Below are 15,440 nucleotides of genomic sequence, written 5' to 3'. Positions count from 1 at the left end.
AATTATTGAGAACTCGGATGAAACAAAGGAATCTTCAGTTGAAACCGAGTGGATTTTCCGACCTCGCTTTCGAAACTCAAACTTCCGCGGTGATCCTTGGCGATCCCCAAACTTACGGATAAGCCCAGACCCGTTCCTTTGTCGGCCGCTTTCGTCGTAAAAAACGTTTTAAAGACCGATCGTTGAATTTCCTTGGGAATTCCCATTCCGAAATCCTCTACCTCGAATTGTGCGTATTTCTTTTTTTCCTCTTCGATAAGCGAGGTGCGGACTCGAATTTTTTTCTCGTCGTGATACTCGGGATATTTTTGATTCAGACTGTCCACCGAGTTGTTGATGAGATTCACGAGAATCTGCAGGATTTGCCCTTCTCTACATTGAATCGTATTTCCGGGTTCGACATTCTTCCAACCGATATCGATCCGATTCATCTTGAAGATCTGCTGGGTAATCGATTCCAATTTAATGAGAATCTCGCTCACATCGACCGGATGCAAAGAGCCTTTGTTGTCGTCCCTCGAAAAGCGGAGCAAGTTTTTCATGATCGTGGAGATGCGAGCGCTCTCGTCCCGAATCTTAGAAGCGAGTTGTTTCGTTTTTTCGGGATCGATATCCCCTCTCGCGATCATGCCCGCATACTCGGTGATCGCCAACAAAGGATTGTTGATTTCGTGCGCGAGGGTTCCGGCCATCACACCCATCGCTTCCAATTTCTGACTTTGCCGGAGCTGTTCCTCGAGTTCGTATCGTTCCTTTTCGGCTTGGATTCGTAATTCATGATCTTCGATTTCATGCAGCGCTCTTTGAACCGCGGGAAGAAGCTTTTCGATTCTATCTTTAAGAACGTAATCCGTCGCTCCCATCGTCAGCGTTTGAATGGCGGCGTCCTCTCCGTATGTTCCGGATACGAAGATAAACGGAGTTCCGGGGCAGATTTTTTTAGCCATCTTCAAAGCGGAGAACCCATCGTATTTCGGAAGACTGAAATCGGATAAGATCAGATGAGGTTTTTGATCGAGGATCGCCTGCGAAAACCCTTCCGAATCGCTCACATGAATCGGATAATAATCTATTTTGGCGCGGTTGAGCTGTCTTTGGATCAGCTCCAAATCGACCAATGAATCTTCTAAAAAAAGAAATTTCCATTTATTCATGCGACATTCCGTTCGTTTATTCTGGGATAGATTCTCTCAATCTTTTTCGTTTTCGGACAATTTCGGAAGAGTAAAGGAAAACGTAGATCCTTTGTTCAAAGCGCCTTCGGCGTGGACCTGCCCCCCGTGACGCTGTATGATTCTCGCTACGATCGCCAAGCCCACTCCCGTTCCTTCGAACTCCTCCTGAGTGTGGAGTCTTTGAAATACCTTAAATAACTTATTGGCATAATTGTCATTGAAGCCGACGCCGTTGTCTTCGACATAGTATGCGTTAAAATCGCCCACTTCCTTTGCTCCGATTTTGATCATAGGCTTCTCTTTTTTGGACGAATATTTTACCGCATTTGAAATCAGGTTCATCCATACCTGCTTAAGACTGGCTCCGTCGGCCAAAGCGTTCGGGAGTTTTTCCATCTGGAGAGTATACTGATTTTCAGGATAATTCTCCTTAACCGCTTGGATGACTTCGTCGACTAAATTGTTCATATCAACGACCCGAGTTTTCAGATCGATTTTGGAGATTCTATGGAAGTTAAGAAGATCCTGGATCAAATCGTTCATGTACAATACATTCTTATGAATGATCTTAAGAAAACGGAGCGCCTCCGGATCCAGGCTTGCGCCGAAATCTTCGAAAATGATATTCAGGAACCCTTCGATTCCTCGTATCGGGGCGCGCAGATCGTGCGAAACGGAATAACTAAAGGCTTCCATATCCTTGTTGGCCGTTTCGAGCGTTTCGATCGATTTTTTTAAAAGAGTGAAATTCCGAACTCGTACGGTTAGTTCTTCCGGCGTGAACGGTTTGATCAAATAATCTTGAGCGCCTTCCTGTAAAAGTTTGACTCGAAAGTTCTGATCCGATTTTGCGCTTAAAAAGACGATGTGCGTATTTGCTAGTTCGGGTAATTTCCGAATCTCCTTCACCATCTGATCCCCGCTCATCACGGGCATCATAATGTCCGTAACGATAATATCCGGTTTTTCGCGGATCGCTTTTTCTAAGCCTTGTTTTCCATCAACCGCAAGCGATAGATTGAATTCCTTTGCAAGCGTGGCGAAGATGTATTTACGCATTTCGGGATTATCTTCCACAATCAAAACTTTCGGTCGATTGTAAAATATATGCGATTCTTCTAATGGTTCCTCCCGGTTCCGCTTGAGTTCGTAAACGTTGCTCAGGATCGCCGGTCCGATTCCCTCGGCTTCCACCGTTCTTGAATCGTCAATCGTCACCGGAGCGGCAAGCGGAAGTTGAATCCGAAAAAGAGCTCCTCCCAACGGAGAATCGAAAACTCCAAGGGAACCCAGATGCAATTCCACGAATTCCTTTGCGATCGCCAAACCGAGTCCGGTTCCGCCGAAGGAGCGCGCGTTTCCTTCCTCTCCTTGCCGGAATTTTTCGAAAATTCTTTCCCGAAGATGGGCCGGAACTCCCGTGCCGTTATCCGAAACCTCGATCCAAGCGGAGGATCCCTCCGTTTTTAAGTCGCATTGAATCTTACCGCGATCGGGGACGAATTTAAAAGCGTTCGAAATTAGGTTCAGAACCACCCGCTCCAATTTCGATACGTCGATCTGAGCGGAAATGGATTCGGGAAGATTCAATACGAATTCAATACCCCTTTCCTTAGCGACCGAATCGAAATGGGAGGCGACGTATTGAATCACTTGCGAAAGATTCGCATTCGAATATTGTAATGTCATTCTACCGGCTTCCAATTTGGAAAGATCGAGAAGATCGTTCACGTGTTTGAGAAGCGTATAGGAATTTCTTTCGATGGTTTCGAGGAAAGCTCTTTGTGTCGTTGAGATTCTCTGATCCTTAAGCAAGGTTTGGGTCGGACCGATAATCAACGTAAGCGGCGTTCGTAATTCGTGACTCACATTCGTAAAGAATTGGGATTTGAGTTGATCTATATCGTAGAGTCTTTGATAGACTTCCTGGATTTCCCGTTCCCTTTGAGTGAGTTCCTCGTTCGCTCGGAGAAGTTTTTTATTCGTGTTTTGGATTTCCTGGGCCCTTTGATAGATTTCCGTTTCCATCGATGCGGTGAGAGTTCTTAATTCTTCCGCTTCCTTGCTTTGTTCCGTTCCGAGTCTTTTCAATTTTACGAACTCGGTAACTTCCTCCACTCTATGAATGATGTACAGGACTTCTCCGTTCTCATCGCAAATGGGAGAATTCATCGGACTCCAATACTTTTCTTCGAATCCTCCTCCTTCCGAATCCGGTAGTCTGACGTCGTATTTCTGAACGGCCATCGTATTCGGCGCTTTGTCCTTTAAGACCAATTCTAGAGAATGTCGTAAGTTACTGACCCCGTCCGCATTCGGATCGGAAGGATTGTCCGGAAAAACGTCGAACAGGCCTCTCCCGAGAATTTCCTCCCGGATCGTTTTAGTCGCTTTCAGATATGCGTCGCTGACCGCGACGATCTCCAGGTTCGGAAGAAGAATCAGATATAAACCGGGTACGGATTCAAAAATACGCTTATAATCGATGTTCTTTGTATTCAATGAATTCATAAAAGATTATAAAAGTATACGAAAGACCTCGTTTCGCGGCATCTTTATTAGAGAAACGCCGAAACTAGTAATTTACCAAACCGGAATTCGGATTTCAATTATTTTTTGACAATTTCTCAGAAAGGGATCCGCATTTGTGAATTATAATTTTTTGATGCGGCTTTTTGTAAAAATCCGCGGAATACGAAGGGAATTACGCCAAAATCACGAATAAACGCACCGCATGTAACTTCGATGTATTTTCCGGTATCGATCGATGAACAGGATTTTATGAAATTCTAAATTTGAACCTTTTTGTAAAACACGCGCTTTACGATTTCGGCTGCGCTCACATAGATCGCGACGATTCCGATTAGAATTCCGAGAAATGGTAGCGGCAAAGCTACGAGACCGAACGTTCCCGCAATCGGACTAAACGGCAAAACGGTAGTGATCGCAATTACGGCGAGCGTCGTTGAAAACAAAGCTCTGCCCGGTTTACTTTTATAAAATGCGTTCCGAGTGCGGATCACAAGAACGATGAGGGAAGCCGATACGACGGATTCCAAAAACCAACCGGTTCGAAATTGTTCGGGGTTCACTTGCAAGATCCAATGCAATACCGCAAACGTAAGATAATCGAAAAAAGAACTCACCATTCCGAATACGATCATAAATTTTCGGATGGCCGAGATGTCCCAGCGTTTCGGTGAAGCGATCATTTCTTCGTCGACTCGATCTGTTGCGATCGTCATTTCCGGAAAGTCCGTTAAAAAATTCGTAAGAAGGATCTGCTTCGGTAAAAGAGGTAAAAACGGTAAGAACAAGGAAACTCCGGCCATACTGAACATATTTCCGAAGTTCGCGCTCGTCGCCATAAACACGTATTTGAGAGTGTTTGCGAACGTGATTCTCCCTTCTTTGACTCCGTCGACTAAAACTTCCAGATCTTTTTCGAGTAACACCAAATCGGCAGCATTTTTTGCCACGTCTACGGCTTGTTCTACGGAGATCCCTACGTCCGAAGAATGAAGAGCCGAAACGTCGTTGATTCCGTCGCCGATATAACCGACCACGTTCCCCGCTTTTTTTAACGCGAGAATGATCCGTTCCTTGCTGTTCGGTTCCACTTCCGCGAACACATCCACTCCGCCTACTTGTTGAATCAAAGCTTCGTTGCTCATATTCTGCAAATCCGGTCCGCACAGAAGTTTAGGATTGGAAAATCCGATTTTTGAACAGAGGCTTTCCGCGACAAATCGATTGTCTCCCGTGATAACTTTGAGAGAAACTCCGAGCGCTTTGAGATCGGCCACGGTTTTATCCACATCCTTTTTGGGAGGATCGTAAAAACAAAGTAGTCCGAGAAATACCATATTCGATTCTTCTAATTTATCGATTTTGGATTTACTTCCGGTGTCCTTGGACGCAAGTCCCAAAATTCGATACCCTTGCGCGCCCAACTCTTCATACTTGTTCAGAATCGAATCCCGTACCGTTTCGATCGGAACGACGGAGCCTTTCTCCGTCCGAGCGCTGCTGCAAACGTCGAGAACGTTCGTCAACGCGCCTTTCGTAATCATCGTATGTCCGTCTTTGTGAGAAACGAGAATGGTAAGCCGTTTGCGCAGGAAATCATAAGGAATCTCGTCCTGTTTCTCGTAACCCGTGAGATCGAAATTGAGATCCGTGCGAATCGATTGATCGATCGCGTTTACGAATCCCGTTTCAAAGGAAGCATTCAAGAAAGCGTGTAACGCTACGTTCTCATTTTCGTTTCCATAAATGTCCAGAGCCGCTTTGAGTTTGACCGCGCCTTCGGTTAACGTTCCCGTTTTATCCGAACAAATGATATTCATGTTTCCGAAATTCTCGATCGCGGCCAAACGTTTTACGATGACCTTCTTTTCCGCCATCTTTTTGGCTCCGTGCGAAAGATTGATGCTGATGATCGCAGGAAGAAGCTGGGGCGTTAATCCGACAGCCAACGCCAGAGAGAATAAAAACGATTCCAATACGGGTTTATGGAGAAACACGTTGATCACAAAGATCGCGATGACCAAAAGAAGAGTAACGTGCAATAGAAAAAATCCGAACCTTCTTACGCCGGTTTCAAACTCCGTTTCCATCGGACGCAGTTTGAGTCTTTCCGAAATCTTTCCGAATTCCGTATTCGTACCCGTTTGAATGACGAGAGCTCTCGCTTCTCCGCTGACTACGTGCGTTCCCATCCAAAGCGAATTGGTCCGTTTGGAAAGAGGAACGTCTTCGCGTAATGTATCGGCAAACTTCTCTTCCGCAAAGGTTTCTCCCGTAAGGGTGGCTTCGTTCACGAAGAGATCCTTGGATTCGAGTAAACGACAATCTGCGGGGATTACATCTCCCGCGCTCAAGCCCAGTACGTCGCCGGGAACGACTTCTTCCAAAGGAATATCGATCCGAGATCCGTTTCGAAAAACGGTAACTCGGATCTGGACCATTGCGAGAAGTTTGCTGACGGCATTCATCGCGCCTCGTTCCTGCGAGAAACCTAAGATTCCGCTGACAAAGACGATTCCGAGAATGATGAGAGCGTCGGCCGGATCGCGGACGACGATGGAAAGACCCGCAGCGAAAAATAAAAGAAGAACGATCGGACTTTTAAACTGAGAGAAGAACAAACCCCAAACGGAAGATTCTTTTTGGGAAGAAAGGCGATTGGAACCGAATCGGTTGAGACGGTTCCTCGCTTCCTCTTCCGATAAACCGAGTCGATCGGAATTCAATCCGGTTAAACATTCTTCCGGTGTCAGACTCCAAAAACGGATCGTTTCCGGTCGTTTCTTTTTTTCTTTCATACTGGAGTCGAATCGCTCGGATACAAATCTAAATTATTTCTTCCAGGGAACGAGCGCTCGTAATTCGGGGTTTCTGAGATACAACCCGCCCCAAATAAAAAAGCCGAGATATACGGGAAATAGAATATGACTCAACCACGGATTTAAAATTCGAACGTGAGCGGAGACAGCACCGCCCAAATAACCCGTTAATAAAATCGCGCCGAAGTAAGAAGTTTTGGGAAATGCGTATAACAAAGTACAGACGATAAGCGTTGTGCCGATCCAGGGCATGATGCTGCTGGGATACGCGAGTTTTGCCGCGTCTTCCATCGCTTCCTTGGGCATAAGATCAAGGAAGAATTTTCCGACTCCGTCCATCAATAAGAACGCGATCGCGATTCCGCTTAAAACTCTTCCGGTCCAAAGCTGACCTTTTGAAACGGTTTGTGATTCCATAAAAATCTCCTTTTGCGCTTTTTGTCGCGCTCAAAGGTTAAGAGAACTTGAATCCGATTCAACCATTAAACTCGCAACGAGATCGAAATCGCCCCGGTGATTTCCGTAGAGGAAAACCGCCGGATGAAGGAAACGCGACCAGGACGATCGGATGGAATTATTTTCTACGGATGACTTCCTTTTTCAATTCTTCCTTAACGGCGTCGCGAGTACTGCCCACTTTGTTTTTCAGTTCGAGGGAGTAATGAATCTGAAATTTGGTCACGACCGGCTTTTCTTCGGAGTGTTCCATGGACCAGCGGGTGACGTCGTTCTGAACGATCTTCGCTAGGTCGTTGATTCTCGGCACCCTCGTATTAAAACGAATCGTTTCGAACGCTCCGGTGTTCCCGTTTAATACTACGATGATGATTCCGTCGTCCACGAAATTGATTTTGTTGTAGCGAACGAGTTCTTCGCTGATGAGTGCATCGCCGCCCTTATCCACTTTTCGTTTGATGAATTTGGAACCTCTCAACTGACGGAGTTGATATCCGTCGCTGGAAATATGAACGCGGAAATATTCCAACGGATCTTTGGACGGTTTTAAGAAAGAAGGATGATCCCCCGTGTTCAACGACACTTCTTTTCCCTCTTCGTCCAGAACGACTTCGTTTTCACCGGCGGGATTCGGAACAGGTTCGTGTTTTACGGATTCTCCCGTTTCTCCGGTTTTAGATCCGGTCGCACAGGAAAGAATCCAGAACAAGCTGAGGCTCATTCCGGTCAAGAGGACCGCGTTTTTAAGAACTGTTTTTGCTTTCATACCCGACATCGTTTTTGATTCTCCGAAACTAAATTCTAACTAAAAATTCCAATTCAGAAGGACTTTGATTCCACAACTTTTTCACATGAGAATATCATAACATTTGAATGAATATCGTAGCCAATCCCAAAAAGCAGAAGAACCCGAACACGTCCGTAAAGGTGGTTACGAAAATCGAAGAAGCGATCGCAGGATCGATTCCTAAAACCCGCAGGAGCAACGGAATCGAAGTTCCGATGACGGCTGCGATGACGAGGTTCGCCTGCAAGGCCATAAACATAACCATCGAAAGCGTGAAGTTACCGGTAAAAAGATAAACGATCAATCCAGCGGTGATTCCCACCATAAACCCGTTGAGAAGTCCGACCAAACCTTCCTTTCGAATCGCGGATTTCCAGTTTCCGGTGGAAAGATCCCCCGTCGCTAAGTTTCGAACGATCAAAGTGATCGATTGTGTTCCCGCGTTTCCTCCCATCCCCGCGACGATAGGCATAAGAGATGCGAGCAGCACATATTTCTCGATCGTATTTCCGAAAAACGAAACGACCGAAGCGGCGAGAGAAGCCGTTCCCAAGTTGATGAGAAGCCAGACCATTCTTCTTCTCGCGGAAGTCAAAACCGAGGACGAAAGTTTTTCCTCTTCCGAAACCCCTCCCAAACGAAGAATGTCTTCGGACGCCTCTTCGTGAACGATGTCCAAAATGTCGTCCACCGTGATTCTTCCCAAAATCCTTCCGAGATCGTCCACGACCGCCGCGGAAACAAGGTCGTATTTCCGGAATATCTTTGCCACCTCTTCCTGATCCGTATCGTAGTGAATCGAAGTAAAACCGGTTTTCATCAAACGGATCACTTTCGTATTGAGAGGCGCGAGAAATAAATTCTTAAGCTTAACATAACCTTTTAGAACGTTGTCCTCGTCCGTGATGTACAAATGATAGATGTCGTCCGTTTCTTTCGCGAGCTTTCTGAGCTTGATGATCGCCTTGCGAACCGTGTCCGTTTCCACCGCGGAAGCGAATACGGTGTTCATCAATCGACCTGCGGTATATTCGCGGAACGTAAGTTGTTTTCGGACTTGGGAAGAATCCTCTTCGTCGATCGAGTTGAGGATTTCCTCGGCCTTGTCCCGGGGAAACTCGGAGATGAGGTTGGAAAGTTCATCCGTCTCCAGGTTTTCAAGGATCGGAGAAATCTCCTTCATCTGAAACCGGGAAATCAGATCGGCCTGAAATTCCTCGTCGAACTCGACAAGGATGGAACTTTGAAGTTCGGAGTCGCATCGTTTGAAAACGGAAAACGCTTCGTCTTCTTCGAGCTTCTCGAGAACCTCCGCTATGTCCGCCGGGTGATTTTGTTTGAGAAAACGATCTAAAAATTCGTTCTCTCCCGCCTTGATTTTCTCGGAGAAGAATTCGATCCATTCCAAGGATCGAGGATTCGCTTTTTCCGAAAATAGGCCTTGGCTAACTCCTCTTTCTTCCATAAAATTCTCCCCAAGAAACGGTTCCAAAGAACAGAATTGAAAACTTGACAGACCGATCAATGAATTTCCCGACGAGTACCAAAAAAGGAGTTTTTCATTTGACCCGGCCGTACACTGCTCAATCGTAGAAAGAAGGTGCAACCACGATGAAATCGTTTCTGAAATCCTCACTGCCGCTTGTAATCTGTCTTCTTCTTTCCGTGAACTCAGTTTCCGCGGATGCGTTCTATTATCCTTGGGAATACAACAAGGTGTATAACGAAAAGATCGCCTTGGAAATCGAATTGGATTCCTTGAGAACCAGGTATAGAAACGAAACCGATAATTCCAGAAAGGAACGTTTGGAATACGATTCTAAAATCCGTTCTTTGGAGGAATTGCTCGCGAGAGAAAAAGAATTCCGCGCGAAAGACAACGACCTCGCCGACGAAAAACTCAAAGCTCTGGAAAATCAGATCGCAGTTCTCAAGGCGAAAAGTTCCAATAAGGAAAAGGAACTGATCGACGAGAATGAAAGACAAGCCCGCAAGTTCCGGGAACTTTTGGAAAACCTAAAGGAAGAATTGGAACGAGAAAGAGCCGCTTGTCAGAAAAAGACCGAAACCCTTCAAAAAGAATACGAGAAAAAAATCGCGGACTTGGAAGCGAGAATCCTTTCGTTGAACGACGAAATTTCCAAACTCAAAAATCTTTCGGACAATCAAAAGAAAGAACTCGATCGTCTTTCCGATCAGGCCAACGAACTCGAAGCCAAACTCACGGACGAAATTAAAAAAGGACAAATTCGTTTGAAGCGGTTTCACAACCGTCTCGTCATCAACATTGACGATAAAATTTCATTCGACTCCGGTTCCGCGGAATTAAAAAAGCAGATTCTTCCTGCATTGGATAAAATCAAAGAAATCCTCGGCAATTATCCGGGAAACCTCATCATCATTGAAGGTCACACGGACAACGTTCCGATCCGCACAAAAAAGTTCGCCGACAACTGGCAGCTTTCCGGCGAGCGGGCTTTGTCCGTTCTTCATTACGTGTTGGAAAATAAGAATGTCGATCCTAGAAACTTCTCTCTTGCCGGTTACGGAGAATTTCAACCTATCGTTTCCAACGATACTCCCGAAAACAGAGCGCTCAACCGTAGAGTGGATATCGTAGTCGTTCCCCGTTGATGGATGATTTTTTTCAACTTCATCACGTAGAGCGAAGCCAGGAGAAAGGTCTCAAACGATCGATTCTTCTGGCGATTTTCGTTTCACTTTGTATCTTCTGCGTCGAATTGTTCGGCGGGTTTCAAAGCGGAAGTATCGCTTTGGTCGCGGACGCGGGTCATATCATCACCGATGCGATCGCGTTGTCCCTTTCCTTTATCGCGGTGATTTTGGCCGCCAGAAAACCGAACTTCAAGTTTTCATTCGGTTATTACAGAATCGAAATCCTGACTTCCCTTTTGAATTCGATTCTGATCTTCGGAATTTCGTTTTATATCTTTTACGAGGCGCTCGAACGTTTTCAGAACCAGAAAGAGATTCTCAGTTTTCACATGGTTTTTTACAGTTTTTCCGGAATCGTTTTGAATCTGATCAGCGCTTGGATTCTGTTTCGATTCAGCAGCGAAAACATCAACATCAAATCGGCTTACGTTCACGTCTTGAGCGATCTTCTTTCCACGGCGGGGGTTCTTTTAGGTTCGATTTTGATCTACTTTACGAATTGGATTTGGATCGATCCGTTGATTTCGATTTTAATTTCGATTTTGATATTGCGTTCTGCTTGGGGAATCTTTCTGGAAAGCGTCGGCGTCCTTCTGGAATCGTCTCCAAAAACATTCGAAATTCCTCATATTCTAGAACATATCGCCAAGATTCCCGGAGTTGCCCGAATTGCGGATTATCATTTTTGGGCGATTACAAGAGGGGTTTATGCCTGCACGTTGCGTCTCGGTGTTATCGATTTTAAAAACGCAAACGAAATCGTGTTGGAAGCCAATCGGATCCTAAAATCCGAGTTCGGAATCGATTACGTTACGGTTCAGTGCGAGACGGGAGATACAACGGATCGAATCGCGAATCTTTCCGTCCTTGATTCTCATGGAATGCAAAATCATTCTCATCATCATCACCATCACTGAAAGAACGGAGGGGAATTTCTTTTAAAAGGAGATTCTAATTTTGAAACCGCCGTTGTCTTTCGAAATGCGCGGTGTGAATGCGTTATCGTAAGGCTCTGATTTTTTTTAGAATGTTTTTTTGATAGATCGGGGTTTTTCCGGGATGAATCGAATAAAACAATCCTATGTCCGGAAACATTTTGGAAAGCTCCACCCCGCTCACAAGGTCCGTCAGCCAAGTGTAGATCAAATCCAAGGCGGTTTCGTAACCGTACGGATGGATCTGTTCCATTTTAAAATTCGGATCGCCGTCCTTTTTACGGGAAATTTCCAGTATTTTAGAATATAATAATTGTTGAATGTCCATGATTTTTCCGGCGGTTCTCGGGTCCACGGCGTCCTTTTTTTCACGGATCAACGCTTTTAAAATCAGATCCACATAACCGCAGAACAAAGCCGAAGCGGACAACATTTCCGAAAGATGGATTTCGGGAGCCCAACCTTGATAGTTCAAAAAAATGAGATGGTTCAAAGGAACCGAAATCGAATTTCCTTTCAATCGGCAATGTGTCGCCTCTTTCGCGTATTCCAGATCGAATAGTTCGATTTCAAGACCGGGCGTATCCTGCGTCAAATAGATCACATCGAACGTGTCCGCGGGAGATTTTGCGACTACTAAGAATCCGTTGCAGTTGGCCCCGTTCGTCAAAAAGGATTTTGACAAATCGAGTATGATTTGATCGTCTTCGATTTTATAGCTCGTGAGAATGTTGGAAATTCTTCCCTTCCATCCGGATTCGCTGACCCCCATCGAGATGATTCCCTTGCCGGTGCTCACGTCCTTCAAAAGATTTTTTCCGATTTCGATTACTTCTTTCTTATGAAGAATCTGATTGTTCCCGCTTTCGTTTAAAAATCCGTCCGCAACGAATTTCAGAATTCTTCCCGCGACATTGGTCTGCGCCATCATGGCGATTCCTAATCCGATCCCTCTCGGATAGGAACCTAACTGATAGATCTTTTCGTGAAACCCTTCGAAAGAACCTCCGGCGATCGCTTGAAAGTAGCCCTCTTCAACCAAATACGGAAGGGCGTCTCGAAAAACGCTTCGATATTCGCCGGAAGGAACGGAAGATAAGAATTCTTTCAGATTCATAATGCCTCGTCGATTTTAACGATTCACCTTTTGTTTGGTTTCGCGAGACGGCTTCTTTTCCTGCGTTCCGTTCTTACTCGAAGAATTTTCCAAAGCGGCCGCCTTACCGTTCTCGGAAGCAAATACTTTCTTAAGATACTGACCCGTATAGGAATTTTTTACCTTCGCGACTTCTTTCGGAGTTCCTTCGGCGATCACAAGACCGCCTCCGTCCCCTCCTTCGGGTCCCATATCCACGATCCAATCCGCTTGTTTGATCACGTCGAGATTGTGTTCGATCACGATCATCGAATTGCCCCGGTCCACGAGAGTATGAAGAACTTCCGAAAGATGTCTAACGTCTTCGAAGTGAAGACCGGTCGTCGGTTCGTCCAGGATATACAACGTTTTTCCGGTGGGACGTTTGGAAAGTTCGGTCGCGAGTTTGATGCGCTGCGCTTCTCCTCCGGAGAAGGTGGTCGCGGGTTGTCCGAGGCGGATATAACCGAGCCCCACTTCGAGAAGAGTTTCCAGTTTTCGTTTTACGATGGGGATGTTTTCGAAAAACTCGTTCGCGTCCTCCACGGTCATTTCGAGAACGTCGAAGATATTCTTTCCTTTATAACGAACTTCTAATGTTTCCTGATTGTATCTTTTTCCTTTGCAGACTTCGCAGGTAACGTATACGTCCGGTAAAAAGTGCATTTCGATCTTTAAAATTCCGTCTCCTTCGCAGGTTTCGCAGCGCCCTCCGCTTACGTTGAAGCTGAATCTTCCCGGTCCGTAGCCGCGGAGTTTCGCTTCTTCGAGTCCCGAAAACATTTCCCGGATCGGTGTGAAAAGTCCCGTGTAAGTCGCCGGATTGGAGCGAGGTGTTCTTCCGATCGGAGATTGATCGATATTGATGATCTTGTCGATGTTATCGAAACCCTTGATCGTTTTGTGTTTTCCGGCCAAGGTTTTCATCTTCATCACTTTGTGGGCGGCGGCGTTGTAAAGAATGTCGTTGATGAGCGTGGATTTGCCCGAGCCGGAAACTCCAGTAATGACGACTAACTTTCCAAGCGGAATATTTACGTCTATGTTCTTGAGATTGTTTTCCTTGGCTCCGATGATCTGCAGTTGGTTCCCGTTGCCGTCCCGCAGTTTTTCGGGAATCGGAACGTTTCTTCTTCCGGAAAGATATTTACCGGTCAACGAATCCTTGTGTTTGGCGACATCCGCGGGAGTTCCCGCACAAACGATGGAACCACCGTGAACGCCCGCGCCCGGTCCCATGTCGATCAACCAATCGGATTCTTCCATGGTTTCGTGATCGTGTTCGACTACGAGAACCGTGTTTCCTAGGTCTCTGAGATTTTTCAGAGTGGAAATTAGTTTTGTGTTGTCTCTTTGATGCAAACCGATAGACGGTTCGTCCAGAATGTACAAAACACCCATCAGTCTGGAACCGATCTGAGTCGCTAAGCGAATACGCTGTGCTTCTCCGCCCGATAAGGAACCCGCGCTTCTTTCCATCGTAAGATAACCGACCCCTACGTCGTTCAAGAAGGAAAGTCTTTGGTGGATTTCCTTTAAGATCGGTTTGGCGATAACTTCTTCCGCACCGGTGACTTTGAGACCTTCTACAAATCGCAACGCCTTCTCGATGGAATACGAGGTAAACTCGTCCACGGGGACGTTATGCACCTTTACAGAAAGGCTTTCGCGTTTCAGACGTTTTCCTTTGCAGGAAGGACAAGGGTGGTTTGTCATATACGACTCGAACCATTGACGCATAGAATCGGATTTGGTTTCCTTGTATCTTCTTTGCAGATTCGGAATCACACCTTCGTATTCTTTCGTGAATTCGTAATGGGAGTTCGCTCCGCGGAAATCGTATTCGATTTTGATTCGTTTATCCCCGTAAAGAATCGTCTGTCTCGTTTTTTCGGGCAGATCCTTCCAAGGAGTGTTCATCTTAAATTTCAAAGAATCGGATAAGGACTTGAGAGTCGCCATAAACCAAAAACCGTTGCTCTTGGAACCGGCCCAGGCTTCGATACAACCGTCCACTAAGGAAAGTTCGGGATCGTTGACCAAAAGATCCTCGTCGAATTCGAGTAAACTTCCCAGACCGTCGCAGGTTTCGCAGGCGCCATAAGGAGAATTGAAGGAGAACATTCGAGGAGAAAGTTCGGTAAAACCGATATCGTGTCCGTTCGGACAAGCCATCTTCTGCGAAAGAATATGATCCTTGGAACCGTCGTCCAAGATCACAAGTCCTTCCGATTGTTTGAGAGCGGTTTCGACGGAATCTGCCAAACGACTTCGGATTCCGTCCTTCATTACGATCCGATCGACTACGATTTCGATCGAGGTTTTAAAATTCTTTTTTAATACGATGTCTTCGTCGAGGGTTCGGATTTCTCCGTTGATTCTTACCCGATTGAAACCGTCCTTGCGGATCTTTTCAAGTATGTCCTTGTGTTCCCCTTTTTTCCCCGCGACTACGGGCGCGAGAATTTGGAGTTTGGTTCCCTCCGGAAATGCGAGAACACGAGCGGTGATCTGGTCGATGGACATGGATTGGATCGGAGTTCCGCATTCGGGACAATGCGGTTTTCCGACCCGAGCATACAAAAGACGGAGATAATCGTAAATTTCGGTGACTGTTCCGACAGTGGATCTCGGATTTCGATGGGTCGTTTTTTGTTCTATGGAAATGGCGGGCGAAAGACCTTCGATCAGATCCAGATCCGGTTTTTCCATCTGACCTAAAAATTGACGGGCGTACGCGGACAAACTCTCCACATACCTTCTTTGCCCTTCCGCATAGATCGTATCAAATGCAAGAGACGATTTGCCCGAACCGGACAAACCAGTAATGACAACGAGCTTATCTCTCGGAATATCCACGTTGATATTCTTAAGATTGTGTTCTCTCGCTCCTCGAATCCGAATTTCCTGCAATGAAATACCCTCTCA

Annotated in this window: 10 protein-coding genes; 2 read left to right on the top strand and 8 right to left on the bottom strand. The window is 45.9% G+C overall.

Annotated elements, in window-relative coordinates; genetic code table 11:
• Positions 1-2: 2 nt before the first annotated feature.
• The 6 genes from lvrB to mgtE form a co-directional block, all read right to left on the bottom strand.
• Positions 3-1,154, bottom strand: coding sequence for a hybrid histidine kinase/response regulator LvrB (gene lvrB / locus LFX25_RS09085; RefSeq protein ID WP_238729958.1), 1,152 nt, complete (start codon positions 1,152-1,154; stop codon positions 3-5).
• A 36-nt stretch (positions 1,155-1,190) separates the two neighbouring features.
• Positions 1,191-3,686, bottom strand: coding sequence for a hybrid histidine kinase/response regulator LvrA (gene lvrA, locus LFX25_RS09080; protein WP_238729957.1), 2,496 nt, complete (start codon positions 3,684-3,686; stop codon positions 1,191-1,193).
• A gap of 278 nt (positions 3,687-3,964) precedes the next feature.
• Positions 3,965-6,502, bottom strand: a complete 2,538-nt coding sequence (mgtA, locus tag LFX25_RS09075; protein WP_238729956.1) for a magnesium-translocating P-type ATPase — start codon at positions 6,500-6,502, stop codon at positions 3,965-3,967.
• A gap of 33 nt (positions 6,503-6,535) precedes the next feature.
• The gene (locus LFX25_RS09070; protein WP_238729955.1) at positions 6,536-6,940 is read right to left on the bottom strand and encodes a DoxX family protein; all 405 of its coding nucleotides are present in this window, start codon (positions 6,938-6,940) and stop codon (positions 6,536-6,538) included.
• 157 nt (positions 6,941-7,097) lie between these two features.
• Complete coding sequence (locus LFX25_RS09065; protein ID WP_135569957.1) at positions 7,098-7,754, bottom strand: LA_2219 family laminin/E-cadherin/plasminogen-binding protein; 657 nt, start codon at positions 7,752-7,754, stop codon at positions 7,098-7,100.
• An 85-nt stretch (positions 7,755-7,839) separates the two neighbouring features.
• Positions 7,840-9,231, bottom strand: coding sequence for a magnesium transporter (mgtE, locus tag LFX25_RS09060; protein WP_238729954.1), 1,392 nt, complete (start codon positions 9,229-9,231; stop codon positions 7,840-7,842).
• A 146-nt stretch (positions 9,232-9,377) separates the two neighbouring features.
• On the opposite strand from mgtE, the gene LFX25_RS09055 reads away from it, so the two are divergent.
• Positions 9,378-10,400 carry an OmpA/MotB family protein gene (locus LFX25_RS09055; protein WP_238729953.1) on the top strand — a complete coding sequence of 341 codons (1,023 nt, stop codon included), beginning with the start codon at positions 9,378-9,380 and terminating at the stop codon, positions 10,398-10,400.
• Complete coding sequence (locus LFX25_RS09050) at positions 10,400-11,359, top strand: cation diffusion facilitator family transporter (RefSeq protein ID WP_238729952.1); 960 nt, start codon at positions 10,400-10,402, stop codon at positions 11,357-11,359. Before LFX25_RS09055 ends, LFX25_RS09050 begins: the two co-directional genes overlap by 1 nt.
• 82 nt (positions 11,360-11,441) lie before the next feature.
• Here LFX25_RS09050 and LFX25_RS09045 read toward each other — a convergent pair whose 3' ends face one another.
• Together LFX25_RS09045 and uvrA are read right to left on the bottom strand one after the other, a co-directional pair.
• On the bottom strand, positions 11,442-12,494 hold the full coding sequence (locus LFX25_RS09045) for an acyl-CoA dehydrogenase family protein (RefSeq protein ID WP_238729951.1): 1,053 nt from the start codon (positions 12,492-12,494) through the stop codon (positions 11,442-11,444).
• Between the two features lie 15 nt (positions 12,495-12,509).
• Complete coding sequence (uvrA, locus tag LFX25_RS09040; RefSeq protein ID WP_238729950.1) at positions 12,510-15,425, bottom strand: excinuclease ABC subunit UvrA; 2,916 nt, start codon at positions 15,423-15,425, stop codon at positions 12,510-12,512.
• Positions 15,426-15,440: the final 15 nt, after the last annotated feature.

Origin of the sequence: Leptospira sanjuanensis (genome assembly GCF_022267325.1) — a bacterium.
GTDB classification, from domain to species: domain Bacteria; phylum Spirochaetota; class Leptospiria; order Leptospirales; family Leptospiraceae; genus Leptospira; species Leptospira sanjuanensis.
The sequence above is the reverse complement of the archived record's forward strand: the minus strand, read 5'-3'. Positions and strand labels throughout refer to the sequence as shown.

What these genes read in the sequence shown, in the direction of transcription:
- lvrB (WP_238729958.1), bottom strand. Translation starts at nt 1,154, where the DNA reads ATGAATAAATGGAAATTTCTTTTTTTAGAAGATTCATTGGTCGATTTG.
- lvrA (WP_238729957.1), bottom strand. Translation starts at nt 3,686, where the DNA reads ATGAATTCATTGAATACAAAGAACATCGATTATAAGCGTATTTTTGAA.
- LFX25_RS09050 (WP_238729952.1), top strand. Translation starts at nt 10,400, where the DNA reads ATGGATGATTTTTTTCAACTTCATCACGTAGAGCGAAGCCAGGAGAAA.
- mgtA (WP_238729956.1), bottom strand. Translation starts at nt 6,502, where the DNA reads ATGAAAGAAAAAAAGAAACGACCGGAAACGATCCGTTTTTGGAGTCTG.
- LFX25_RS09045 (WP_238729951.1), bottom strand. Translation starts at nt 12,494, where the DNA reads ATGAATCTGAAAGAATTCTTATCTTCCGTTCCTTCCGGCGAATATCGA.
- LFX25_RS09055 (WP_238729953.1), top strand. Translation starts at nt 9,378, where the DNA reads ATGAAATCGTTTCTGAAATCCTCACTGCCGCTTGTAATCTGTCTTCTT.
- LFX25_RS09070 (WP_238729955.1), bottom strand. Translation starts at nt 6,940, where the DNA reads ATGGAATCACAAACCGTTTCAAAAGGTCAGCTTTGGACCGGAAGAGTT.
- mgtE (WP_238729954.1), bottom strand. Translation starts at nt 9,231, where the DNA reads ATGGAAGAAAGAGGAGTTAGCCAAGGCCTATTTTCGGAAAAAGCGAAT.
- LFX25_RS09065 (WP_135569957.1), bottom strand. Translation starts at nt 7,754, where the DNA reads ATGTCGGGTATGAAAGCAAAAACAGTTCTTAAAAACGCGGTCCTCTTG.